Origin of the sequence: Sphingomonas sp. NIC1, from assembly GCF_001638925.1 — a bacterium.
GTDB lineage: Bacteria > Pseudomonadota > Alphaproteobacteria > Sphingomonadales > Sphingomonadaceae > Sphingomonas > Sphingomonas aquatilis.
The window spans coordinates 901,670-924,983 of the sequence record NZ_CP015521.1; the positions used below are offsets into that span (position 1 = coordinate 901,670).

General features: G+C 66.8%; 18 protein-coding genes, 2 pseudogenes and 1 riboswitch. Of the genes and pseudogenes, 7 read left to right on the forward strand and 13 right to left on the reverse strand.

All coding sequences use genetic code 11. The annotated features are described in order from the left end of the window. Positions 1 to 28: 28 nt before the first annotated feature. Together A7E77_RS04360 and A7E77_RS04365 are read right to left on the reverse strand one after the other, a co-directional pair. Positions 29 to 979: a FecR family protein gene (locus A7E77_RS04360; protein WP_063686153.1), complete on the reverse strand. Its 951-nt coding sequence runs from the start codon at positions 977 to 979 to the stop codon at positions 29 to 31. Then, positions 976 to 1,569, reverse strand: a complete 594-nt coding sequence (locus tag A7E77_RS04365) for an RNA polymerase sigma factor (RefSeq protein WP_226341845.1) — start codon at positions 1,567 to 1,569, stop codon at positions 976 to 978. The genes A7E77_RS04360 and A7E77_RS04365 overlap by 4 nt, the downstream gene beginning before the upstream one ends. 161 nt (positions 1,570 to 1,730) lie before the next feature. Here A7E77_RS04365 and A7E77_RS04370 point away from each other — a divergent pair, with 161 nt between their 5' ends. After that, on the forward strand, positions 1,731 to 2,585 hold the full coding sequence (locus tag A7E77_RS04370) for an alpha/beta hydrolase family protein (protein WP_063686155.1): 855 nt from the start codon (positions 1,731 to 1,733) through the stop codon (positions 2,583 to 2,585). A 6-nt stretch (positions 2,586 to 2,591) separates the two neighbouring features. On the opposite strand, the gene A7E77_RS04375 is transcribed toward A7E77_RS04370, so the two are convergent. From A7E77_RS04375 to A7E77_RS04385, 3 genes are all read right to left on the reverse strand, one after another. Continuing rightward, positions 2,592 to 3,797, reverse strand: a complete 1,206-nt coding sequence (locus A7E77_RS04375; protein ID WP_226341846.1) for a DUF1624 domain-containing protein — start codon at positions 3,795 to 3,797, stop codon at positions 2,592 to 2,594. Positions 3,798 to 3,945: 148 nt separating this feature from the next. Next, positions 3,946 to 5,262: an alkaline phosphatase family protein gene (locus A7E77_RS04380; protein ID WP_063686159.1), complete on the reverse strand. Its 1,317-nt coding sequence runs from the start codon at positions 5,260 to 5,262 to the stop codon at positions 3,946 to 3,948. Then, positions 5,262 to 7,676 carry a TonB-dependent receptor domain-containing protein gene (locus A7E77_RS04385; protein WP_151895447.1) on the reverse strand — a complete coding sequence of 805 codons (2,415 nt, stop codon included), beginning with the start codon at positions 7,674 to 7,676 and terminating at the stop codon, positions 5,262 to 5,264. The genes A7E77_RS04380 and A7E77_RS04385 overlap by 1 nt, the downstream gene beginning before the upstream one ends. 272 nt (positions 7,677 to 7,948) lie before the next feature. Between A7E77_RS04385 and A7E77_RS04390 the strand changes: the two genes are divergently transcribed. The 3 genes from A7E77_RS04390 to A7E77_RS04400 all read left to right on the forward strand — a co-directional run bounded on the left by A7E77_RS04390 (position 7,949) and on the right by A7E77_RS04400 (position 13,053). Beyond that, a complete protein-coding gene (locus A7E77_RS04390; protein WP_063686163.1) occupies positions 7,949 to 10,513 on the forward strand; it encodes a TonB-dependent receptor in 2,565 nt (854 codons plus the stop codon). 148 nt (positions 10,514 to 10,661) lie between these two features. Continuing rightward, positions 10,662 to 10,886: riboswitch (cobalamin riboswitch) on the forward strand. Positions 10,887 to 11,009: 123 nt separating this feature from the next. Beyond that, positions 11,010 to 11,996, forward strand: coding sequence for a putative oxygenase MesX (locus A7E77_RS04395; RefSeq protein WP_063686165.1), 987 nt, complete (start codon positions 11,010 to 11,012; stop codon positions 11,994 to 11,996). A gap of 28 nt (positions 11,997 to 12,024) precedes the next feature. Further along, entirely contained in the window at positions 12,025 to 13,053 is a 1,029-nt protein-coding gene (locus tag A7E77_RS04400; protein WP_192930015.1) for a methionine synthase, read from the forward strand. A 28-nt stretch (positions 13,054 to 13,081) separates the two neighbouring features. On the opposite strand, the gene A7E77_RS04405 is transcribed toward A7E77_RS04400, so the two are convergent. The 3 genes and pseudogenes from A7E77_RS04405 to A7E77_RS04415 form a co-directional block, all read right to left on the reverse strand. Continuing rightward, entirely contained in the window at positions 13,082 to 14,071 is a 990-nt protein-coding gene (locus tag A7E77_RS04405) for an alpha/beta hydrolase (RefSeq protein ID WP_063689711.1), read from the reverse strand. Positions 14,072 to 14,121: 50 nt separating this feature from the next. Then, positions 14,122 to 15,642 (reverse strand): annotated as a pseudogene (locus A7E77_RS04410) (TonB-dependent receptor); the annotation flags it as partial. Between the two features lie 70 nt (positions 15,643 to 15,712). Beyond that, positions 15,713 to 16,842 (reverse strand): IS3 family transposase gene (locus A7E77_RS04415; RefSeq protein WP_413243585.1). Its coding sequence is split into 2 segments (ribosomal slippage): positions 15,713 to 16,587 and positions 16,587 to 16,842, totalling 1,131 coding nucleotides; the frame shifts between segments, so codons are not numbered across the junction. Positions 16,843 to 16,938: 96 nt separating this feature from the next. On the opposite strand from A7E77_RS04415, the gene A7E77_RS04430 reads away from it, so the two are divergent. The 3 genes and pseudogenes from A7E77_RS04430 to A7E77_RS18195 form a co-directional block, all read left to right on the forward strand. Next, positions 16,939 to 18,104, forward strand: a protein-coding gene (locus A7E77_RS04430) for an IS3 family transposase (protein WP_413243588.1) whose coding sequence is annotated in 2 segments (ribosomal slippage) — positions 16,939 to 17,191 and positions 17,191 to 18,104 — 1,167 coding nt in all. Because the reading frame shifts where the segments join, the coding sequence is not laid out codon by codon here. A gap of 43 nt (positions 18,105 to 18,147) precedes the next feature. Further along, positions 18,148 to 18,309: a hypothetical protein gene (locus A7E77_RS17885; protein ID WP_192930016.1), complete on the forward strand. Its 162-nt coding sequence runs from the start codon at positions 18,148 to 18,150 to the stop codon at positions 18,307 to 18,309. Positions 18,310 to 18,598: 289 nt separating this feature from the next. After that, a pseudogene (locus tag A7E77_RS18195) lies at positions 18,599 to 18,781 on the forward strand (hypothetical protein); the annotation flags it as partial. Positions 18,782 to 18,804: 23 nt separating this feature from the next. Here A7E77_RS18195 and A7E77_RS04435 read toward each other — a convergent pair. The 5 genes from A7E77_RS04435 to ndpB all read right to left on the reverse strand — a co-directional run bounded on the left by A7E77_RS04435 (position 18,805) and on the right by ndpB (position 23,310). Further along, positions 18,805 to 19,734: an electron transfer flavoprotein subunit alpha/FixB family protein gene (locus tag A7E77_RS04435; protein ID WP_053111709.1), complete on the reverse strand. Its 930-nt coding sequence runs from the start codon at positions 19,732 to 19,734 to the stop codon at positions 18,805 to 18,807. 17 nt (positions 19,735 to 19,751) lie between these two features. Beyond that, on the reverse strand, positions 19,752 to 20,501 hold the full coding sequence (locus A7E77_RS04440) for an electron transfer flavoprotein subunit beta/FixA family protein (RefSeq protein WP_053111708.1): 750 nt from the start codon (positions 20,499 to 20,501) through the stop codon (positions 19,752 to 19,754). A 135-nt stretch (positions 20,502 to 20,636) separates the two neighbouring features. After that, on the reverse strand, positions 20,637 to 21,257 hold the full coding sequence (locus A7E77_RS04445) for a flavin reductase family protein (RefSeq protein WP_053111707.1): 621 nt from the start codon (positions 21,255 to 21,257) through the stop codon (positions 20,637 to 20,639). Positions 21,258 to 21,356: 99 nt separating this feature from the next. Then, positions 21,357 to 21,833 carry a c-type cytochrome gene (locus tag A7E77_RS04450; protein WP_053111706.1) on the reverse strand — a complete coding sequence of 159 codons (477 nt, stop codon included), beginning with the start codon at positions 21,831 to 21,833 and terminating at the stop codon, positions 21,357 to 21,359. Next, a complete protein-coding gene (ndpB, locus tag A7E77_RS04455; protein WP_053111705.1) occupies positions 21,826 to 23,310 on the reverse strand; it encodes a (S)-6-hydroxynicotine oxidase NdpB in 1,485 nt (494 codons plus the stop codon). The genes A7E77_RS04450 and ndpB overlap by 8 nt, the downstream gene beginning before the upstream one ends. Positions 23,311 to 23,314 lie beyond the last annotated feature (4 nt).

The following is a 23,314-nucleotide window of genomic DNA, read 5'->3' on the forward strand; positions in this document are numbered from 1 at the left end:
GGCCCTATTTCCGTCAGTGGTGGACGAATTATTTTGCGGGGACGATCCGCGTCACCTCGCCCCCGCCGGACAGGGTGTGCCGTTCGACGCGGCCGCCGACCATCGCCGCGCTGGCGTTGGCGAACCCTTCCATGTCGTAGGTGCGGAACCAGCCGACCAAGCGCCGCCCGGCCAGCGCCGGCGCCACCTCCAGCCGATCGCTATTGTAGCGGTTGAACTCCGCGACGGCGTCGCGCAGCGTCATGTCGTCGAGCACGATGCGCCCGTCGCGCCACGCCAGCTGCTGGTCCGACGTCTGGGCGGATACCGTGCGCACCGCGATCCGCTCGCTGGCGTCGATCGTCGCGGCATGGCCGGCGCTGACGTCGATCGGCGCGACGCCGCTTCCCTCCGTCCAGATGCGCACGACGCCCTTGGTCACTACGACCCGCGCCGCATCCCCCTGCCGCCGGACGTCGAAGGCGGTGCCCACCGCCTGCACGCGCACCGGGCCGCTCGCCACCACGAACGGCCGCTTCGGATTGTGCGCGACCTGGAACCACGCTTCGCCGCTCGCCAGTTCGACATTGCGGCGCGCGGGCGTGAAAGCGACGCGCAGCGCCGTACCGCTGTTGACCACCGCGACCGATCCGTCGGCCAGCGGCATGCGCCGGATCTCGCCGAGCGCCGTGTCGATCCGCGCCGCCCGATCGGGCCACAGGCCGATGCCGACCCCGGCGACCAGCGCTGCCGCGACCGCCGCACCGCCCAGACGCCACCATCGCCGGCGCGATGGCAGTGGGGCCTCGTCCTGCGCCCCCTGCTCGATGCCAGACAGAGCGCGACCACGGTCGAGCAGACTCAGCGCAGCCTGCGCACGAAGCAGCGCGCCGCGGTGGCGCGGATCGTCCTGCAACCATGCGGACAATTCGGCCTGCTCCGACGCATCGAGCCCGCGATCGAGCGCGGCCGCCCAGCGGCTGGCGGCTTCCGCAATCATCGCCGCGTCTCCCCGTCGCGGCCGCGCGCCCGCGGCACGGCCGCCGGTCGGCGGCGACGGATCGGCAGCTCCGCTTTCTCTTCCTCGGTCAGCTGTTCGAGGATGCGGCGCAAGCCCCGCGCCACGTCATTCTCAACCACCGTTTCCGATATCCGCAGCCGTGCGGCGATATCGCGCTGGCCGATGCCTTCGATCTTGCGCAGCCGAAAGATGGTGCGCGCGCGATCGGGCAGCGCGTCGATTAGCCGCTCGATCCGCGCCAGCGCATGACGGCCGGCGACGATCTCCTCGGGCGATCCGGCGGGTTCGGGCACCAGTTCCAGCTCGGCCAGCCCGCTCGCCGCCTCGATGCTCACGACGCGTTCGCGCCGGATCTGTTCCAGCACCACGTTGCGCGCGGTGCGGAAGACGTAGCGCAGCGGATCGTCGATATGATCGAACCGGTCCAGCCCGCTGATCCGGCAATAGGTTTCCTGCACCACGTCGTCCACGTCCACCGTCGGGAAGGCCGCACGCAGCCAGACGCGCAACCGCCGCTCATGCGGCAGGATGTGACGACCGACCCAGGCAACTAGCTGATCTGAATGCACGGCTTCTCCCCGACACCCCTAGATGCAGCAGCGCGCACTTTCCGTCGATGGCCTGTCGCAATTGCCACCGGACATGTCGGAAACCTGTCGTCGAGTTCACTTGCCTCGGCCCCGCGCCGCGCCGCATCCTGCGCCGCATACGACGCTGGAGGGCAGTTCGAATGCGCAAGGTCCTGATCGCGGTACTGACGACATGCGGCGTGGCCATCGCTTCGCCCGCGATGGCGGCGCCCCGCGCAACGGTGGCCGACGGCACGCTGCCCATCACGATCGACGGCACCGGCTATCAGCTTGCCGCGCGCGTGTACCGACCGGCGGGGTCGGGACCCTTCCCGCTGGTCGTGATCAACCACGGCACGCCGCCCGACAAGAGCAAGTTCCCCGGCGTCGAACTCGGCTTCGTCCGCGCCGCCGCCTGGTTCGTCGACCATGGCTATATGGTCGTCACCGCGCTCCGCCCCGGCTTCGGTACGTCGAGCGGTTCGTATCTCGAGGCCGCCGGGCGATGCCAGGACGAGAATTACGTTGCGGCGGGAGAGAAGACCGCCGCGGTCGAGCGTGCCATCGTCTCCGCCGCCGCAACGCTGCCGGGTGCCGATCCCAGCCGGATCGTCGTGGTCGGCCAGTCCGCCGGCGGCTTCGGCGCGGTCGCGCTCGCCGATGCGCCGCCGCCGGGCGTCGTCGGCGTCATCAGCTTTGCCGGCGGGCGTGGCGGCGACGGCAAGGAGCATATCTGCGGCAGCGAAGACCGGCTGATCGCCGCCGAGGGGCATTTCGGCGCGGGCAATCGCGTGCCGCAAGTGTGGCTCTACGCCGCCAACGACCATTTCTTCCGCCGCGATCTCGCCCATCGCATGTATGCGGCCTATGCCGGAGCTTCGACGCCGCCAGTCACCTTCGTCGGCCTGCCGTCCTTCGGCGACGACGGCCACAAGACCTTCGCCAAGGCCGATCCGTCGGTGTGGGAACGGCCGGTCTCCGCGTTCCTGAAGCGCGTGATGCCGGCGGGGCGATAGCGGCCGCTACAGATATTTCAGCCAGGCGATGTCCCGCCGCCGCGCCTTGAACCGCGCGAACCAGGCCGTCGGCAGGTAGAGCGGCACGATCAGCGCGACATACCACAACAGCACCCAGCCGTAGTCATCGACGCCGAACGTCGCGCCATGCGTCGCCCCCCAGATCGCAAACGCGCTGTGATAGAGCAGGCGCAGGACGGTGAGGTGCAGCAGGTAGAAGAACATCGGCGCCGCCCCGAACACCGCGAGTGCCGCAACCAGCCTGGTGCCGTCCAGCCGGTCGAACGCCGCGAGCAGCAGCGCGCCGCAGCCGAGCGTCAGCAGCAGGAACAGCAGCGAGGGTGGATATTTGGTGAGCGCGAAGACGCTCATCCATGTCCGCATCGCATCGCCCGCGACGACGAACCACGGCGCATCGCCATAGACGTTCGCCAGCCGCAGCGCCGCGAACAGCAGCAGCATGGCGCCGCCGGTCATGACCAGCCGCCGGCGACGGGCGGCCGCGGGTACGTCGCCGCCGAACCACGACCCGATCGACCAGCCGAGCAGGATGACGCCGATCCACGGCAGCACCGGATAGGTCGTCTTGGCGATCAGTCCGAACGGCAGCGCGATCACGTCACGCTGGTGCAGCATCGCCCACAGCGGGAACAGCGGATCGCCGGCACGCAGATGGATGGAATCGAGCAGATTGTGCCCGCACACAATTACCAGCCCCACCGCCAGCAACACCCGGCGCGGCACACCGATCAGCGCCGCGAGCACGATCATGCACACGCCGATACACCACATCACCTGCAGCCAGATCGTCGGACTCGCGACGCCCCAATACAATTCGGATAGATAGAAGACGTCGAGCGCCATCAGCACCAGCCCGCGCTTCACCAGAAACGCCCGCGTCTCCGCCAACGTATGCCGGGTGGCGAACAGATAGGCCGACAGGCCGGTCAGCACGACGAACACCGGCGCACACAGACTCGCCGCCAGCCGACCCAGATACAAAGCGGGCAAGATCACCCGCGCATCGACCGGATCGGGCACGGGAACGTGCAGGAACCATGTTTCGCGTAAGTGATCGAGCAGCATCACCAGCATGACGAAGCCGCGCAGCGCGTCGATCCCCTGCAATCGCAGGCGCGCCGCGGGACGAGCGGCGCGCCGCTCCCCCGTGTCCGCCACCATCGTCGCCGTGGCGGGCAAAGCAGCCGTCATCGTCGCCAGTCTCCGTGGGTTCGCTCGGTGCGCACGACCACGACGATGCGGCGCAACGACCGATGCCCTTTGGTCGATCGCGGCATCCGGCACAAGCCGAATGTTACACTATATCAGCGCCAATACGGTCGAACGGTGCCCCGGATCGTCAGAAGACCGCCGGCATCTCCGCCGACGGCAGGCTCGCGCCCAGCCGCCGCGCGATCGACGGCGCGATCGCGCGCATGTCGACGACGCCCAGGTCCTTGCCTTTGGCGACCCCCGGCCCGGCGACGATCAGCGTCGATCGCATCGCGGGGTCCCAGGGGACGTAGCCGTGCATGCCCTTATAGACGGACGGCTTCGCGATCGGCGCCGCCGGATCGCGCCCCGTCTCCGTGCCCGGCTGCATCGCGACGAGGAAGCTCGCCTCGCCATCCCCGCCCGCCTTGGCGATCGCGCTGCGATCGAGGACGCTGGCGATCTTATACGCCGGATTCGCGGCCATCGCCGCGAGCACGCCGCGCACCTTGGCGAGCAGCGCGGCATCGTCAGGCCGGGCGAGGCGGATCGCCGCCGTGCCGCCCGCAATCCACGGCATCGCCTGCCAGCCCGTCACCTGCCCCTTGGCATCGAGCGTGATGAGCCCCGCATCGATGAACGGTTTGAACAGGTTGATGTCCGTGCTCACCGGCAGGAAGCCATGGTCGGACACGACGACCACCGTCACGTCCGGCATCGCCGCGCGGGCCGCGCGCACCAGCCGCCCGACCAGCGCATCGGTCGCTTCAATCGCCGCCTTCGCCGCCGCCGAATCCGGGCCGTCGTGATGCTCGGTGTGGTCGATGCCGGCCAGGTACACCGTCATGAACTGCGGCTTGTCGGCCAGCAGCGCCTCGGCAAAGGCGACGCGCTGCGCATCGCCCTCCACCGTCTCGTCGATCCCCTGCGGATAGCGGGCGCCAACGCGGCGTTCCAGCCGCGCGACGAGGCCGGGCGTCGCCAGCGCGGTCAGCAGCTTGCGATCGTCCTCGGTGCCGGCCCGCCAGATCTGCGGCAGGTTTTCGTCGATCCCCGTCGCGCCGACCGTCACCGGCCAGTGGACGTTGGCGGTCGACAGGCCCGCGGCATGCGCCGCCTGCCACAGGGTCGGCACCTTCACGTCCGACGTATACCAATACCAGCCGCCCTGGTTCTTCTGTTCGGGATCGAACGTCAGGTTGTTCACCACGCCATGCCGGCCGGGCGACACGCCCGTCACCAGCGTGGTGTGGCTGGGGTAGGTGAGCGTCGGCAGCACGCCCACCACCCCTTGTGCGCTCGCGCCCTCCGCCCGCAGGCCGCTCAATACGGGGAGGTTCATGCCCCGTGCCTTTGCGTCGCTGATATCGCCGGGGCGCAGGCCGTCGAGCGAGATCAGCAGCACCGGCGATGCCGCTGCCGGGCTTGCCAGCAACAGCGCGATGAGGGTCGCAAGCCGCCGCATCAGAAGCCCCGACGCAGCGTGACGAAGAACTGACGCGGCGCGCCCGCCAGCAGCGTCTGATTGTCCCCGCTCGCGGTGAAGCCGTTCGTCCCGATCGTCGAGATGTAATTCTTGTCGGTCAGGTTGGTCACGCTGCCCTCGATCGCGAAGCCATGGAACATACCCGTGCCTTCGCCGAAGCGATAGCCGATGCTGGCATCCACCAACACGCGGCCGGGCACCGACTGGTCGTTCAGATAGGTGAAGTAGCGCTTCGACATATAGTCCGCGCCGGCGCGGGCGAAAACGCTGCCGTCGTCATAGACGATCTCGCCCTTCACCATATGCTCCGGCGTATCCACCACCGTCTTGCCCGCGGTCGCGGTCAGCACGGTGCCCGCGGCATTGCGCACGTCGTTCTGATAGGTCGCGTGGTTGTACGAATAGCTGGCGAACAGCGAGAGCGGCTGGACGACGCGGTAATAGGCCGACACTTCGGCGCCATAGCTGTGGACGCTGCCCGCATTGTTCAGCGTCGGCGGGTTGCCGATGATACCCGCGCCGTTCGAGAAGGTGAGCAGGCGGTTCGAGAAGTCGATGAAATAGCCCGCCGCCGACAGCTGCAAGCCGCCGCTGCGCACACGCGCGCCGCCCTCGACCGTCTTCGAGGTTTCGGGCTTCAGCGTGTTGCGGATGCCGTTGAAGCCATCCTGCGTCGTCGCGAACGGACCGGTCGTCGCCGACGAGACGAAGGCGCGCATATTCTCGGTATAGCTCGCGAACAGTTCCGCGCCGCCGCCCAGGCGATAGACCGCGCCGACCTGCGGCAGGAACCAGTCCTCCGCCTTGATCTTGCCGTTGACCAGCGTGCCGACCAGCAGGTTCGCCTGGTTCTTGACGCGCATGCCCTTCCAGCCGCCGTTCAGCGTCAGGTCGCCGAGCGTCAGCGTGTCCGCCACGAAATATTGCAGCGTCTCGGTGTCGTACTTACCGTTCCACTGCGTGCGATAGGCGTTCGACTGGAAATCGCGGGCGTTCCGATCGGGCGTCGTGTTGCTCATCCCATAGAAGCGGCGCGCCTGGGTGAAGCTGTTGCTTTCGTACCAGCCGCCGAACTCCAGCCGGTTCGCGCCCGTTTCCAGCGTCAGGCGGGTAATGTTGCCGCCCCGATCGATGCCATATTCGGTGGTGCGGAAGCCGAGCGGCGAGGCAAGGTTATAGGCCGCGGTCGATGCGAGCGGCAGCGGCTGGCCATTGCCGCCGAGCGCGCCGGCCGGCGTCGGCGAATAGGGCGTGATCCACGATCCCTGCCCCTTGTTGTGGTGGTAATAGGTCGTCGACACGATCGACAGCGCGTCGGTCAGCTTGCCGTCGAACGTGACGCCCGCCAGCCAGTCGCGCCGCAGGCCCGCCGCGTCATAATAGGCATCGTCGGCCGTGCCGAACCCGCTCGGCAGGGTGAAGCCCGCGCCGGTCCAGGGCGCGACATACCCCACCGACGATCCATTGTTCGCCGCCTGATAGGCCGCCAGCGTCGCCTGATTCTGGTAGACGCGCGCGATTTGCAGCGCGAGCGGGTAGTTGTCCGAGATATTGTCGTTGTTCAGCCCGCGGCGACGGATGATGTCGAGGCTAAGGTCCTGATAGTCGTTTTCGCGACGATCCGAATAATCGACGAAGGCGGTGATGCTGCCACGCGATCCCAGATCCTCCATCAGCTTCGCATTGACCTGATGCTGGCGCTGCGAGCCGAAGCCCTTCCACTTGTCGGTGGTGAGATAGCCGTAGCTGATATAGCCCTTCAGCCCGCCGCCGAGATCACCCGTGTCGAGCCGCGCAAAGCCGCGCCACGTGTTGTTGCTGCCATAGGTGCCGGAACCCACTAGGTCGAACGTGTCCGACGGCTTGCGGCTGACGAATTCGATCGTGCCGCCGAGGTTGCTGGTCGAGGCGGTGCCGAGCGCACCCGCGCCCTGTGCCACGGTGGTGCTGGCGAGGTTTTCCGAAATCACCGCGCGGCTGATGTGCAGGCCGTTGACGTTGCCGTAGCTCATGTCGCCCAGCGGCACGCCGTCGAGCGTGAAGCCCAGCTGGTTCTGGTTGAAGCCGCGCAGCGATATGCGCGTCGACCATTCATAGGCCCCGAAGGCATCGGCCGACTGGAAGTTCACGCCGGGCAGCTTGGCGATCGCCTTCAGCGGCGACGTGCCGGGGGTCAGGCGCTCCATCTCGATCGCCGACACGGTCTGCACCTGACGCGTCCGGCCGAAGCCGAGCACGACGATGTCGCCCGACGGGGCGTCGGCGGCATCCGTGGCGGCGGGCGTTTCGACCTGCGCCGTCGCGGCGGCATCCGCCGACACGGTCTGCGCCGCGGCATTGCCCGCGACGAGCGCCATCGGCGCGGCACACAGAAGCCATTTGCAAGCGATCATGATGTAGGTCCCCTTTGGCCCATTCGGCCTGTCGGGGCGGCATTGGGCGGCGATCGTTACGGCCGTGCTACAATTTGGCACGCCCGTCATGACGCATCAAAGACAGTTCCGTGACACCCCCCGCCCCTGTTCGGGCCCCGTGCCACGGCGTCATCGAACGGCCGCAGACATGTCACCGATCTGTTGTCGCGGTGCAGCAAAACTGCCGCGAAAGCGCTCTACCGCGCCGCTCAGCCGCATACGTCTTTGCGGTCGTGGGGGAAAAACCGAATATGATCCGTCCGTCCGTGTCGCTACTGGCCGTAGCCGTCGCATCCGTCAGTCCCGTCGCCGTCCGTGCGCAGCAGGCGCAGACGGCCCCCGCCCCTGCGGACGACACGGCGGATGCCGCCGGGGAGCCCGCCGCCATCGTCGTCACCGGTGGCCGCACGCGCACCGCGGTGGAGCTGCCCGGCACCGAGATGCAGAAGATCCTGCCCGGCGTCAGCCCGCTCAAAGCGATCCAGACGCTGCCCGGCGTGCTGTACGTCACCGCCGATCCGTGGGGGAACAACGAACAGAACGCGCAGATCTTCATCCATGGCTTTGCCGGCAACCAGCTCGGCTATACGATGGACGGCATCCCGCTCGGCGACCAGAGCTACGGCAATTACAACGGCCTGTCGCCGCAGCGCGCGGTGATTTCGGAAAACGTCGGCCGCGTCGTCGTCGCGACCGGCGCGGGCGATCTTGCCACCGCGTCGAACAGCAATCTGGGCGGCACGGTCGAAACCTATTCATCCAGCCCACTGCCGACGCTCGGCATTCAGGCCGCACAGACCGTCGGCAGCTATGACACGTCGCGCACCTTCGTGCGGATCGACACCGGCACCTTCGGCGGCGGCACCAACAGCGCCTATGTGTCGGGCGTCCGCCAGCGGGCCCGCGCCTGGGACTTCAACGGCATTCAGGGCGGCTGGCAGGCGAACGCCAAGTTCGTCCACGATGACAGCCTCGGCAAGCTGACGCTGTACTTCGACTATAACGACATGACGCAGCCGAACGAGGATTCGACGGTCTTCTTCAAGCCCTCCGCCGGCAAAACCGCCAGCGCGACGCAGCTCTACACGCCGTACACGAAGCCGTTCTTCTACCCGGACTTCAACGGCTATCGCACCAATTACCTCAGCGCGCTCGGCAACTCGCCCGCGGCGGAAGGCGGCAATTACCGCAATTATTACTCGGATGCGCAGCGCACCGATTATCTTGCCTATGGCCGGTACGAGGCCCGCCTCGCCAAAAGCATCACGCTGACCAACACGGCCTATTACCACCACAATGACGGCGTCGGCGTCGTCGCGGGGCCGCTCGGCCAGTCGATCACCACCGCGCAGGCCTATCTCGATCCGGCGTACGCGACCTTGCCCAGCAACTGCCGCTTTACCGCCAATACCAACGGCATCCTCCCGACGACCTGCACTGCGCGCACCGATGCGCAGGCGGCGGCGGCCGGGGCCGCGCTGGTCGCCGCGACGGGCGGGTCGGGCCTGATCACCCGCACCACCGAATATCGCATCGATCGCTGGGGCGTCATCTCCGCGCTCGACCTCGATCTCGGCGCACACAAGATCGAACTGGGCGGCTGGTTCGAACACAACAGCACGACGCAGTGGCGTCGCTGGTATGGCGTCGACGTCAACACGCCGGGCAACAGCACGCCTTACATCCGCCCGCTCTCGGTCGCGCAGCCGTTGTTCACGCAATATCAGGGCGATGCGAAGATCGAACAACTCCAGCTGCACCTGCAGGACAGCTGGCAGGCATTCGACCGGCTGCTGATCCAGGCAGGCTTCAAGACCAGCGCGCAATGGGCGACCGGCCGCTTCCCGGTGCAGCCGGTGGTCGGCTCGCTGTCCGGCCTGACCGGCAACCTGCCGCAGGGGCGGATCGACACGCTGCGCTGGTTCCTGCCCGCGGTCGGCGCGACCTATGACGTCAACGGCCACGAACAGCTCTATGCCAACGCGCAGAAAAACCTGCGGCAATATCAGGCCTATCTGGCGGGCGGCGGCGGCCCGTGGTTCACGGGCAGCCAGGCGGCGTTCAACGCCTTCGCGCAGAGCGGCCGGCCCGAAAGCAGCTGGACCTATGAAGCCGGCCTGCGCAGCAACCGCAGCTTCGGCGGCGGCATCGGCTTCAGCGCGCAGGTCAATTATTATCACGTCGACTTCCAGGACCGGCTGCTGGCGATCTCGACCAACCCCGGCGGCATCGCGGGCGGTGCGATCACCGGCGGCACCTCGATCCTGGTCAACGTCGGCAACGTGAAGACCGACGGTGTCGACGCCGCCTTCACGCTGCGCTTCGGCCGCGTCCTGTCGCTGTACAATGCCACGTCGTACAATCTGTCGAAGTACAAGCGCGACTACACTTCGACCGCCAGCGGCATCGGCGCGGCAACGGACACCTGCATCGGCGGCTATCTGGTCGCCGGCGGCATCGTGCCGACCTGCGGCAAGCAGCTGCCCGGCATCCCCAAATGGATGAACAAGTCGGTCGCCACCCTCTCGCTCGATCCGGTCGAGGTACAGGTGATCGGCGATTATGTCGGCGCGCGCTACGCGACGTTCAGCAACGATGCGAAGGTGCCCTCCTACTTCCTTACCTCGCTGCGCGTCGCGGCGCGGGTGCCGGAGGGCGTCATCCCGCTGCGCAAGGCGGAGCTGGCGCTCAACGTCACCAACCTGTTCGACAAGAAGGGCATTTCGACCCTCGGCGTCGGATCGGCGACGAATAATTACTCGGGCTTTCCGATCCCGCCGCGCCAGTGGTTCCTGACGCTGTCGGCCGCCTATTGAGGCGACCCCCCAGCCAAAAACACGCCGTCCTCAGCAGCGCCGATGCACCCCATCGGCGCTGCTTTTGTATGGGTGGCATGCCTCATCAACCCGACATAACGATATAAAGATATCTTTATATCGTGCTTGACAAATGCCGCGGGATCCTGCCTAAGACGCCTGTCGAGGTTCCCCATCCCAGGCATGGCGGTGGGGCTAAGACGGGAAGCCGGTGATGCCCCCTGCGGGCAAAATCCGGCGCTGCCCCCGCAACTGTAAGCGGCGAGCGGCGGTTCCATTTCGTGTCACTGGGCGCTGCACCCGCGCCCGGGAAGGCCGGAACCACCGCATTGACCCGTGAGCCAGGAGACCTGCCTCCGACGCCATAACGTTCCTCGGACGGGGGTTCCTCCGGTGGATCGCGCTTGACGCGGACGGTCCACGGCGCACGCCATCCGGGCCTCGCTCACGCCATGCGCGCTCTTCCATGCCCCTGTTCGTCAACAGCAGGTGAGTCATGACGAATAGCGGCTTTACGTTCACCATAAGCAGCATCCCGTTCGACGAGGACTATCGCCCCGCCGACACCACGCGCATCACCACCAATTTCGCCAATCTGGCACGCGGGGAAAGCCGCCGGGACAATCTGCGCAACACGCTGGTGATGATCGACCGGCGCTTCAATTCGCTGATGCATTGGGACAATCCGACGGGTGACCGCTACACCGTGGCGCTCGACATCGTGTCGGCCGCGCTGCGCATCGGCCCCGACGCGCAGGATGAGGCGTTTCCGCTGATCGAAATCCTGCACACCCGCGTCACCGACACGCGTAGCGGCGCGTGCATCGCCGGCATGGTCGGCAACAATTTCTCGTCCTACATCCGCGATTACGACTTCAGCGTCGTGCTGCCCGATCACCTGCGCCAGTCGGGAAATAAGGGTGCGCCCGCCCAGTTCGGCGACCTGCACGGCAATCTGTTCAAGCATTTCCTGTCGTCGGACGCCTATCGCGAGCAATTCGACAAGCCGCCCGTCATCTGCCTCAGCGTGTCCAGCAAGCAGGTCTATCACCGGACGACCAACGTCCACCCCATCCTGGGGGTGGAATATGCGGCCGACAGGCGTTCGCCCACCGATCTGTACTTTGCAAAGATGGGGATGACGGCGCGCTACTTCATGCCGCCACACAGCGTCGCGCCGCTCGCCTTCTACCATATCGGCGATCTGGTCGACGGCTATACCAACCTCGAACTCGCCAGCACGATCAGCGTGATGGAGACCTTCCAGAAAATCTATCGCCCCGAAATCTACAACGCCAATTCGGCGGCCGCGGCCCGCTATCAGCCCAGCCTGGACGAACAGGATTATTCGCTGACCCGCATCGTCTACGATCGCGAAGAGCGCAGCCGCCTCGCCGTCGAGCAGGGCCGATTTGCCGAAGCCCATCTCATCAAACCGCATGGCCCCGCGCTGCAGCGCTGGTCCGCGACCTGCGGCCTGTGATCGCCCCGAACGCGAAGGTATCCTGATCATGACGACACTCTTGCCGACGACCACCGCGGGCAGCCTGCCCAAACCCGCCTGGCTCGCCCAACCCGAAACGCTCTGGTCGCCGTGGCGGCTGGAGGGCGACGACCTGATCACGGGCAAGCAGGACGCGCTGCGCCTCGCGGTCGACGACCAGCGGCAGGCGGGGATCGACATCGTCGGCGACGGCGAACAGACGCGCCAGCATTTCGTCACCACGTTCATCGAACACTTGGACGGCGTCGATTTCGAACAGCGCGAGACGGTGCGCATCCGCAACCGCTATGACGCCAGCGTACCGACCGTCGTCGGTGCGGTGTCGCGCCCCGCGCCGGTCTTCGTCGACGATGCGCGCTTCCTGCGCGCGCAGACCTGCCAGCCGATCAAATGGACGCTGCCCGGGCCGATGACGATGATCGACACGCTCTACGACGCCCATTATCGCAGCCGCGAAAAGCTGGCGTGGGAATTCGCCTGCATCCTCAATGAGGAAGCCCGCGAGCTGGAAGCGGTCGGCGTCGATATCATCCAGTTCGACGAGCCTGCGTTCAACGTCTTCTTCGACGAAGCGAACGACTGGGGCATCGCCACGCTGGAACGCGCCGCACAGGGGCTGAAGGCGAAAACCGCCGTCCACATCTGCTATGGCTACGGCATCAAGGCGAACACCGATTGGAAGAAGACGCTCGGGTCCGAATGGCGGCAATATGAGCAGACCTTCCCCAATCTGCAGGCCTCGACGATCGATATCGTCTCATTGGAATGCCAGAATTCGCGCGTGCCCATGGACCTGATCGAGCTCATCCGCGGCAAGACGGTGATGGTCGGCGCGATCGATGTCGCGACGGATCGCGTGGAAACACCCGAAGAGGTCGCGGACACGCTGCGCAACGCGCTGCGCTTCGTCGATGCGGACAAGCTCTACCCCGCCACCAATTGCGGCATGGCCCCCCTCTCGCGCAGCGTCGCCCAGGGCAAGCTGCACGCGCTGGCGGCAGGCGCCGCGATCGTCCGCGCGGAAGTGTCGGCCTGATCCTCCGGCACCGGGCTGACGGCGTCCGTCAGCCCAGTCCCTGCGACATCGCCCATTGCCGGAACAGCTCCGGCCACGCCGCCGCCGGCTTGCCGGCCGCGCGGCGAAGGCCGAAGCCGTGGCCGCCTTTCGCAAACAAATGGGTTTCCACGGAGACGCCCGCCGCCTTCAGCGCCGCGCGCATCGCCAGCGTGTTGTCGACGGCCACCGCGTCGTCGTCTTCGGCATGGACCAGGAAACAGGGCGGCGTATCGCGACGGACGTTCGCGGCCGGACTGTGCGCCGCCTCCAGTGCGGGCGAGGGATCGGGCCCGAGCAGGCGCGCCCGCGACCCCGCATGCGCGAGCGGCGGCGTCATCGACTGGACAGCGTAAAGGAGCGCGGCGAGGTCGGGCCGTGCGGACAGCCGGTCGGCCGCATCGACCGGCGCGTAGGTCGATCGGGCGAAGCGCGTCGCCAGGTCGCCGCACACGTGACCGCCCGCCGAAAAGCCCATCGCCGCGACGCGATCCGGGCGGATGCCATAGGAATCGGCCCGCGCGCGGATCAGGCGCATCGCGCGCTGCGCATCGGACAGCGCGACATCGGGTCCTGCGGCCCACCCCTCGCCCGGCAGGCGATAGAACAGGACGAAGACCGTATAGCCTCGCTCCGCCAGCCAGCGGCCGATCTCATAGCCTTCCTTGTCGACGACGACCCAGCGATAGCCGCCGCCGGGCATCACCAGCACCGCGCTGCCATTCGGCACCCGGGGCCGGAAGACGACGAGCCGCGGCCGGGTGATGCCATGGACCGCACGGTCGCGGACCGCCGGATCCGTGCTGCGCTCGTCGATCACCTCTTTGGGCGGCGTCGCGGGCATACCGGGGGCGCCGCCCGGCCATAGCAGGATGGTTTCGGACGGATCGGCGGGGACCGCCCCGGCCGCGGGGCTGCGCGCGCGCGCCGATGCCGCCATACCAGCCGCCGCAAGCGTTCCGAGCAATGCCTGACGGCGATCGATGCCAGCCACCCGCATATCCTCCATCAACGCGTGCGCCGGCGTTGATGACCGGCGCACCCACCCCCTCACATCTTGAAGCGCGCGCCGATCAGCACCGTTCGACCGAAGTGATTGTATTCGTAGTTCCGGTTGGCATCGAGATCGGTGTAGCGATCGCGATACTCGTCGGTCAGGTTGGTGCCCTCGAGCGACAGTTCGACATTCGGCGTCAGCTTGTAGCGGACGGAGGCATCGACGTTGATCGTCGAATTATAACCTTCGAAGATGTTGCCGGTGCCGCTGTTGGCATCGATATACGGCCCACGATAGCTGATCGACCCGCGCGCCGAGAACTTGGCGTCCTCATAGTAGAGCGTGCCGTTATACTGCCGCTTCGACAGACCGAACAAGGTCGCGTTGCGCGTCGAGCTGACGAGCGGCCCGAACGAGCAGGCCGCCGCTGGCGTGGCTCCCGGCACGCAAGCCGACACCGCCGGACCCTGTACCAGATAGTTCGCGTTCGAATCGACGAAGGTCGCGTTGGCGAGCACGCCGAAATTCTTGAGGAAGCCCGGCAGGAACTTGAACGTCGCCTGCAGCGCGATCTCCGCGCCCTTCAGCGAAGCGCCCGTGCCGTTCACCGTGGTGGTGATCGTCCAGATCGGCTGTGCCTGCTGCGCCGGGTTGAGCGCCGCGGGCGAAGACGCCGCGAGCACCGAGGTTGGCAGGCCGGTCGAGGTGAAGGTCGCGTTGGTGATCGACTGCGAGACCGGGAAGCTTTCGACGTTCTTCTTGAACAGCGCCACCGACAGGATCGACTGCGGCGCGAAATACCATTCCGCTGCGAGGTCGTAGGCGGCGGCACGGAACGGATTGAGCTGCGGATTGCCGAACGACACGCGATAGTTGAAGCCGTCGGCCGAACCGCCGGGCGTCAGGTTGCCGAGCGTCGGGCGCGTCATCACCTTGGCGGCGGAGGCGCGCAGGATCAGCTTCTCGGTCGGGAACAGCGCGAGGTTCACCGCCGGCAGCCAGTCGTCATAGTCGCGCTTCACCGTCACGACCGCACCCGAGTTGATGCCCGTCGATCCCTGGGCGGTGTGCGCGTAGCGCATGCCCGCGTTGAGCGCGTAGCGGAGGCCGGCGAGTTCGCCCTTCGCATCGACCTGAAAATAGCCCCCGCTTACCTCTTCGGTCACGCTGCGGTTGTCGCCTACGACCAGCGTCGGCGTACGGCTGTACAGCTTGGTGTAGGCGGTGGCGGCATCGAGGTTGGGAACCAGCCATTGCGCCGTCGTGCCCGACGGCTGGCCCGCATTGCCGAGCGTGAACAGCTCGCTGAGCGCGGGCGTCACCTGATAGCCGTAGACGGCGTTAGGACCGAACGCGCTGGTCGGCGAACAGGTGATGGTGCCCAGCACCAGGTCCGTTCCGCCATTGCCGCAGATCGCCGTATCGCGCTGGAACGAGACGCTGTCGAAATCGAAACGACGGTACATGCCGCCGAGCTTCAGCGTATAGCCTTCAGCGACGTCCCATTCGGTCCGGAGCTGCGCGGTGCGGAACTTATTGGTGACGGTGGACGGGCGATCGCGGATTTCGGCGAGTGACGTGACCCCCGTTTCTTCATCCACCTGGAACTAGAGACCGGCCCATGGATGACGGTCCCCCGGTTTCTCATCCGGGCATGATGCGAGTTTCCGGTTTGCATCCGTCGGGGTTAACCCCGACGGATGCAGCATATTCGGCTGGCGTGAGCCAGCCAAGCGCCGTGTGAGGACGGCTCTCGTTATAGTCCCGCCGCCAGGCCTCGATCTTGGCACGAGCGTCCGCCAGCGACAGGAACCAGTGGCTGTTCAGGCACTCGTCGCGAAGCCGGCCGTTGAAGCTCTCGACGAAGGCGTTGTCGGTCGGTTTGCCCGGCCGCGAGAAATCGAGCGTGACGCCGTTCTCATACGCCCATCGGTCGAGCGCCTTCGAGATGAACTCCGGGCCATTGTCCACCCGAATGGTCTTCGGTGCACCACGTACTGACGCGATCCGCGTCACCGCCGCGACAACCTGCTCGCCCTTGATGCCCTGATCGACGTCGATCGCCAGCGCCTCGCGGGTGAACGCATCGACCACCGTCAGTGCCCGCAGCCGCCGGCCATCGAACAAGGCATCCGAGACAAAGTCCATCGACCACATCTCGTTGGGCGCCGAGGCCGCAGGCTGGCGTTCGCGGTTCGCCGCGCTGACGTTGCGACGGGGACGCTTGAGCCGAAGGCTCAATCCATCCTCCCGATATAGCCGGTAAACCCGCTTGTGATTCACCAGCCAGCCCTCCCTGCGCAGCAGGATGTAGATCCGAAAATAGCCATAGCGCACCCGTGCTGCCGCCAGATCGTGGATGCGCAGCCGCAGCGGCGCCTGGTCCGGCTTGTGCGACACGTAGCGCACCGATGAGCGGTCGACGCCGAGCGCGAGGCAACTGCGCCGCTCGCTGACGCCGTGGGACGCCTGGACGTACGCGACGATCTCGCGCCGTCGCCCAGGCGTCAGAGCTTTTTTGCTAGGACATCCTGCAGGATATGCTTGTCCAGGCTCAGATCCGCGACGAGCTGCTTCAGCTTGCGGTTCTCGTCCTCGAGTTGCTTGACCCGCCGCAGCTCGCCGACGCCCAGCCCGCCATACACCTTCTTCCAGCGATAAAAGGTCTGCTCCGATACGCCCATACGGCGGATGACCTCCGCCACCGGCGTGCCCGTCTCCGCCTGCTTCAGCGCAAACGCAATCTGCTCTTCCGTGTATCTCGACTTCTTCATGTCCCAGCTCCTTGCCCGCAGGCTTCAAAGGGCCGGAAAACTCTCACTCAGCTTGGATGAAAAAATAGGGAGGACGTCATGGAAGGGACGGACGGAATGAAGCGGAAGCAGTTTTCGGAAGAGCAGATCATCGGCATTCTGAAGGAGGCCGAGGCCGGCGCGGTGGTGACGGAGCTTTGCCGCAAGCACGGCATGTCGAGCGCGACCTACTACGCCTGGAAGGCCAAGTATGGCGGCCTGGAGGTGTCCGAGGCGAAGCGACTGCGGGCGCTGGAAGACGAGAATGGCAGGCTCAAGCGGCTGCTGGCCGACGCCATGCTGGACAATGCGGGGTTGAAAGACCTGCTGGCAAAAAAGTGGTGAGCGCGGCCGCCAAACGGGAGGCGGTCGCGCGGTTGCAGGCTGGATTCGGGATGAGCGAGCGGCGCGCCTGCGCCGTGATCGGGGCCGACCGGACGAGCATGCGCTACCGCTCATGTCGCGGGGGCGACGAGGATCTGCGGGCACGGCTGCGCGAGTTGGCAGGCCAGCGTCGCCGTTTCGGCTATCGACGGCTGCACATCCTGCTGCGGCGCGACGGCGTCACCATCAACCGCAAGAAGACGCAGCGGCTCTACCGAGAGGAGGGCCTGACGGTGAGGCGCAGGAAGGGACGAAGGCGCGCCGTGGGCGCGCGGGCACCTGGGCCGGTGCTGGCGCTCCCCAACCAGCGCTGGAGCCTGGACTTCGTGCATGACCAGCTTGCCACCGGCCGGCGGTTTCGCGTGCTCAACATCGTCGACGACGTCACGCGCGAATGCCTGCGTGCGGTGGTGGACACCTCGATCTCCGGCAAGCGGGTCGTACGCGAGCTGGTCGACCTGGTCGCCGAGCGTGGTCGGCCAGGCATGATTGTCAGCGATAACGGCACCGAGCTGACCTCAAATGCGGTGCTGGTCTGGTCGGACGAGTCAAAGGTCGAGTGGCACTACATCGCGCCGGGCCGCCCCATGCAGAACGGCTATGTCGAGAGCTTCAACGGCCGTATGCGCGACGAGCTGCTCAACGAGACGCTGTTCCTCAGCCTCGCGCACGCCCGCGCCGTGGTCCGGGAATGGGTCGACGACTACAACACCGAGCGGCCGCACTCCTCGCTCGGCTACGCCACCCCGGCGGCCTTCGCCGCCGAGATCGAGAAGCAACGGCCTGGACGCGTCCAGGCCGTTGCTTCGTGTGCGCTCGTGCACCACAACAAACGCCGGTCTCTGGTCCCGGCTGGATGAAAGCCGGGGGTCACGTCACCTGGGCGAGCCCGTCCGCTGGGACGTGCTGCTGCCGGGTCACGGCACGATCGTCCTCGATCGGGCCGGGATGGACGTGGAGAAGGCGTACGAGGCGGTCCGTCTCGACCTCCTCGACGGCGGCCGGATCGAGGCGGCACCGTTCGCCACCACCCGATACCGGCGGATGATGTTCGGCAGGCCGTGAGTTCGACGACGGACGCCGATGAGGGGCGGCGGCGCGAGAACCGTCGGGCGACCGATAAGGTCGTTCGCAGCCACGAGGGGGAGGAGTTGATGGCAGGTTCTCATCTGCGACCGGACCAGGCGTGACGAACTTCGAGGATGTCGCTCATGGCGCGCACGCACCCATGTCGGCGGACCTCGACCATTTAGAGCCGATCAACATCCAGTTCACCAGCGGGACGACCGGCTCCCCCCCAAGGCCGCGACCTGTCGCACCCAAAGATCGTGAACAACGCCCGCATGGTGATGGCTTGGGCACCCTGCGGTCGGTCGCCAGAGCGGTCCGCACGCAGATGGCGGACGCTCGCGCGCTGCTGTCCGTAAACCAATCCGACGGCTTCGACTGCCCGGGCTGCACATGGCCGGATCCGAGGCACAGCTCGTCACTCAAATTCTGCGAGAACGGTGCCGAGGCGGTCACCTGTGAAGCTACCGGCCGTGGTGGTGGGGGCCTGGTTCACAGCCTTCCGGTCAGCTCCGGCACGATCTCGAACAGGTCGCCCACGAGGCCGAGGTCGGCGACCTGGAAGATCGGCGCGTCCTCGTCCTTGTTGATCGCGATGATCGTCTTTGAATCCTTCATGCCCGCCAGATGCTGGATCGCGCCCGAGATGCCGACCGCGACGTAGACTTCCGGCGCGACGATCTTGCCGGTCTGACCGACCTGATAGTCGTTGGGGACATAGCCCGCGTCGACCGCGGCGCGGCTGGCGCCGACGCCGGCACCCAGCTTGTCGGCGAGCGGCTCGATCAGCTCGTGGAACTTCTCGCCCGAGCCGAGCGCGCGTCCGCCGGATACGATGATCTTCGCGCTGGTCAGCTCCGGACGCGTCGAGGCGGCGATTTCCTGGCTGACGAAGGTGGCGAGGCCGGTGTCGCCGGTCGTGGCGACCGGCTCGACGGTTCCGGCGCCACCCTCGGGCGCCGCCTTCTCGAAGGCGGTGCCGCGGACCGTGATGACCTTCTTGGCATCCGACGTCCGGACGGTTGCGATCGCGTTGCCGGCGTAGATCGGGCGCGTGAACGTGTCCTTGCCCTCCACGGACAGGATGTCGCTGATCTGCATGACGTCGAGCAGCGCGGCGACGCGCGGGGCCACCGCCTTGCCGGTGGTAGTGGCGGGCACGACGAACGCGTCGTGACGGCTCATCAGCTCGACGACCAGCGGCGCGACGTTCTCGGCCAGCGCATGCGCATAGGCCGCGTCGTCCGCCACATGGACCTTGCCGACGCCCGCGATCTTGGCCGCCGCGTCGGCGATGGCGCCGACCCCCTGCCCGGCGACGAGCAGGTGCACCTCGCCCAGCTTCGCCGCAGCGGTGACCGCGGAGAGCGTGGCGTCCTTGACGGTCGAACCATCGTGTTCGACCCAAACCAGAGTCGTCATGTCCGTTCTCCCGCCGCTTACTTCGCGATGCCCATCGACTTCAGCTTGTCGACCAGCGCGTCCACGTCCGCCACCTTGACGCCTGCCTGGCGCTTGGCCGGCTCGGCGACGCTGACCGTGGTCAGCCGTGGGGTGACGTCGACGCCCAGATCGGCGGCGGTCTTGGTCGCAAGGGGCTTGGACTTGGCCTTCATGATGTTGGGCAACGAGGCGTAGCGCGGCTCGTTGAGGCGCAGATCGGTGGTGACGATCGCGGGCAGCTTGAACGTGTCCGTCTCCAGCCCGCCGTCGACCTCGCGCGTGACGGTGACGGCGTCGCCCGCAAGCTCGACCTTCGACGCGAACGTGCCCTGGCCAGAGCCGAGCAGCCCGGCCAGCATCTGCCCGGTCTGGTTGTTGTCGTCGTCGATCGCCTGCTTGCCCAGGATCACCAGCTGCGGCTGCTCCTCCTCGACGATCTTAGCGAGCAGCTTGGCGACGCCCAGCGGCTCCACCTTGGTGTCCGACGTCACGAGGATCGCGCGGTCGGCGCCCATCGCCAGTGCGGTGCGCAGCGTGTCCTGCGCCTTGGGTTCGCCGATCGAGACGACGACGATCTCCGTGACCGCGCCCTTCTCCTTGAGCCGGATCGCTTCCTCGACCGCGATCTCGTCGAAGGGGTTCATGCTCATCTTGACGTTGGCGAGGTCGACGCCCGACCCGTCCGCCTTCACGCGGGGCTTCACGTTATAGTCAAGCACGCGCTTGACCGGCACCAAGACCTTCATCGTCATCCAGCCCCTTGTAAGCTCACGTCGGAGTGTACCGGCGAGGTACGGTTTCTGTTAATTATACACAAGAAGAATAATGCACGCGGCTTGTCCCGGAACCGGTTAGACTGCACTGGCGATGCGGCGGCATTCTCAATCCCTAGGCCGCCTCATCGAGAAAGCAGCTTCCGGCCGGATCTCGAAGTAGTCGGCGGCGTAGCCTGCCCGCAGCACGATGCCGGCCTCGGCGGTAGCGAACAGTCCGCCGTCCAGCAGGGCGCGGTCTATGTGGACGCCGACGATCTCGCCGACCACCAGCCATGCGCCCGCAAGCTCACCCCGACAATCCGTCAGCTGGCGAGCGTCCGCCAAGCGGCATTCGAGCGACACCGGGGCGTCCGCGACCCGGGGACACTGGATGACCACGCACTCCGCCCGGTCCAATCCCGCGGCGCTGAACTCGTCCGCCATCGGGTTCGATGGACGCGAGGTCTCGTTCATGGCATCCGCATGGCGCCGCGTCGCGAGGTTGCAGACGAAGACGCCCGTCTCGCGCACGTTTGAGAGCGTGTCCTTCTCGCCCACGCTCGAGAAGCCGACGAGCGGCGGCTCGTCGCACAGCATCGAGAAGAAACTGTAGGGCGCCAAGTTGGCGATGCCTGCGGATGAGCCGCTCGATATCCATCCAATGGGACGGGGACCGAGGATCGCCCTCAGCGGGTCGCGGGCGAGCCCATGGCCGTTGCGCGGTTCGTAGAAGTGCCGGTCGTGCATGCCGCGTCCCGCCATTGCGCGTGGCCGGTGACGGCCGAAGTCCGGCAAGGGGCCGCGCCCGTCGCATGCCGGTAGGTACGTGCCCGATCGGGCACGCACCTATTTGGAGGTCGTTCCCGCCAGATAGGCGATGACCGCCTTGCGCTCGGACTCCTTGGAGAGGCCGCCGAACGCCATGGCGGTGCCGGGATAGGCGGCCATCGGGTTCTCTAGGAAAGCGTCCAGCTTCTCCGGCGTCCACTCTCCATCCGCCTTCGAAAGCGCCTGGGAATAAGGATAGCCCGACACGCCGCCGATTTTGCGACCGACCACGCCCGCGAGAGAGGGTCCGGCCGGGGATGGAACGCCCGGCTCGGCCGAGTGGCAGACCGCGCAATTGCTGAACACCTTCTTTCCGGCCTGCACCTGCATCTGGTTGCGCGCCAGCGCGGAATAATCAGTGGAAGCCTTGCCGGCGGCCGCGGTGGAGCCCTGGTCGTTGCCGGTCTCGGAACGACCCGAGCAGGCGGCAAGGGCGATCAGGCCCATAGCGGCGGCGATCGTCAGCGCGCGGGGGCTGGGCGAGCGGTCATCCATTGCTGCTCTTCTCCTTCTCGAGCATGGCGGTCATCTCGCGGCAGGCACGGATGCCACTTTCCACCGCGCCGTCGATATACGCGTGCCAGCCGTCGGCCGTGGCGGAGCCCGCGAAGAAGAGCCTTCCCTCGGGCTTCGCCATGTCCTTGTACTTCGCGAACCAGCCGGCGCGGTACGCCGGCCACGCCTGCTTGGAGAACGGATCCTTCACCCAGTTGTAAGGCGCGATGTCGGTGAGTTCGACGCCGGGATGGATCTTGCGCAGTTCGGCGCCGACGGCGTCCTGGTCGTTGATGTCGATGAGCGATTGGCGACCGAGGGTCGCCTTGAGGATCGTCCCCACTTCGGCGTCGGACTCCTCGGTCTGGATCGCGCTGAGCGGATTGGGATCGTCGCAGAATGTGAAGGTGTTGCCGATGTTCTGCTTGATGCGCATGTACATCGTCGCGCCGTCGCATAGGTCGCCGTTCCTAATGAACGCCTGCTTCTCGGCGGAGAGACCCGGCTTGAACTCGATGTCGGGGTAGACCTGCGTCGGAAGGGTGAAGAGGGCGGCCTTCGCCTCCACCACCTGCCCGTCCGCCGTGCGGAGTGTGACCCCGGCTGCCGTCGTCTCGACCTGCTTCACCACAGTCCCGAGCCGAAGGTCGGCCTTGCTGTCGTCGAGAATCGCTTTGGCCAGCGCCGCGGTGCCGCCGTTCGCGATGTGCCAGTGCTTCTCGGAATCGGTGAAGGTGTAGGGATCCCAGGCGGCGAGCGCGAACATCTTCACGTAGCTCATGTAACTGAACGTATTCGTGGGCGAGCCCGCGTAGAGCACCAGTTCGGCGTTCAGCGACGCGCGCTGGATCGGGTCCAGATCGAGCTTGGCCAGGCGGTCCGCCGCGGAGACGGCGTCGAGCTTCGCCACCTCGGGGTTGACGAACGGCGTGAAGGGACGCGGGAAGAGCGTCCTCGCGTCCGCGCAGAACTTCGCGAACGCGTCGTTGTAGCCTTGGTCGAAACGCGCCGGCGGCACGTCGTGCACCTTGCCGTCCGCCGTCATGACGTAGGCCTTGTCGAGGTCGCGGAGCGGAACCTCCTCGAATCCGAAGCCGTAGCGCTGCATCTCGGCGAAGACGTGGGGCTGGATCCAGTGCACCGAGGAGCCGCCCAGCTCGATTTGGCGGCCTAGGAACCTGCTGGTGAAGGTGCGACCGCCGATGCGCGGCCTCGCCTCGAGCACGACCACGCGCCAGCCCTTAGCGGCGAGCTCGCGAGCAGCGGTGACGCCGGCGTAGCCTGCCCCGACCACCGCGACGTCGTACGGTCCCGCGTCCTTACCGTCCCGCGCCTCGCGGCCGGGGTTCTCCTTGGCGCAGCTCGCCAGCGCCACCGCGCCGACGGCGGCGGCGCCGAACCCCAGCAGCGATCGCCGGTCGAGCCTTCCGCCCGCGGAAGTCCGTTCTTCTTCCTCACTCATCGTCATGCTGCCCATCTCC

Excerpts from the sequence above, each read along its gene's own strand:
- A7E77_RS04360 (WP_063686153.1), bottom strand. The coding sequence starts at position 979 with ATGATTGCGGAAGCCGCCAGCCGCTGGGCGGCCGCGCTCGATCGCGGG.
- A7E77_RS04370 (WP_063686155.1), top strand. The coding sequence starts at position 1,731 with ATGCGCAAGGTCCTGATCGCGGTACTGACGACATGCGGCGTGGCCATC.
- A7E77_RS04375 (WP_226341846.1), bottom strand. The coding sequence starts at position 3,797 with ATGACGGCTGCTTTGCCCGCCACGGCGACGATGGTGGCGGACACGGGG.
- A7E77_RS04380 (WP_063686159.1), bottom strand. The coding sequence starts at position 5,262 with ATGCGGCGGCTTGCGACCCTCATCGCGCTGTTGCTGGCAAGCCCGGCA.
- A7E77_RS04385 (WP_151895447.1), bottom strand. The coding sequence starts at position 7,676 with ATGATCGCTTGCAAATGGCTTCTGTGTGCCGCGCCGATGGCGCTCGTC.
- A7E77_RS04390 (WP_063686163.1), top strand. The coding sequence starts at position 7,949 with ATGATCCGTCCGTCCGTGTCGCTACTGGCCGTAGCCGTCGCATCCGTC.
- A7E77_RS04395 (WP_063686165.1), top strand. The coding sequence starts at position 11,010 with ATGACGAATAGCGGCTTTACGTTCACCATAAGCAGCATCCCGTTCGAC.
- A7E77_RS04400 (WP_192930015.1), top strand. The coding sequence starts at position 12,025 with ATGACGACACTCTTGCCGACGACCACCGCGGGCAGCCTGCCCAAACCC.
- A7E77_RS04405 (WP_063689711.1), bottom strand. The coding sequence starts at position 14,071 with ATGCGGGTGGCTGGCATCGATCGCCGTCAGGCATTGCTCGGAACGCTT.
- A7E77_RS04435 (WP_053111709.1), bottom strand. The coding sequence starts at position 19,734 with ATGACGACTCTGGTTTGGGTCGAACACGATGGTTCGACCGTCAAGGAC.
- A7E77_RS04440 (WP_053111708.1), bottom strand. The coding sequence starts at position 20,501 with ATGAAGGTCTTGGTGCCGGTCAAGCGCGTGCTTGACTATAACGTGAAG.
- A7E77_RS04445 (WP_053111707.1), bottom strand. The coding sequence starts at position 21,257 with ATGCACGACCGGCACTTCTACGAACCGCGCAACGGCCATGGGCTCGCC.
- A7E77_RS04450 (WP_053111706.1), bottom strand. The coding sequence starts at position 21,833 with ATGGATGACCGCTCGCCCAGCCCCCGCGCGCTGACGATCGCCGCCGCT.
- ndpB (WP_053111705.1), bottom strand. The coding sequence starts at position 23,310 with ATGGGCAGCATGACGATGAGTGAGGAAGAAGAACGGACTTCCGCGGGC.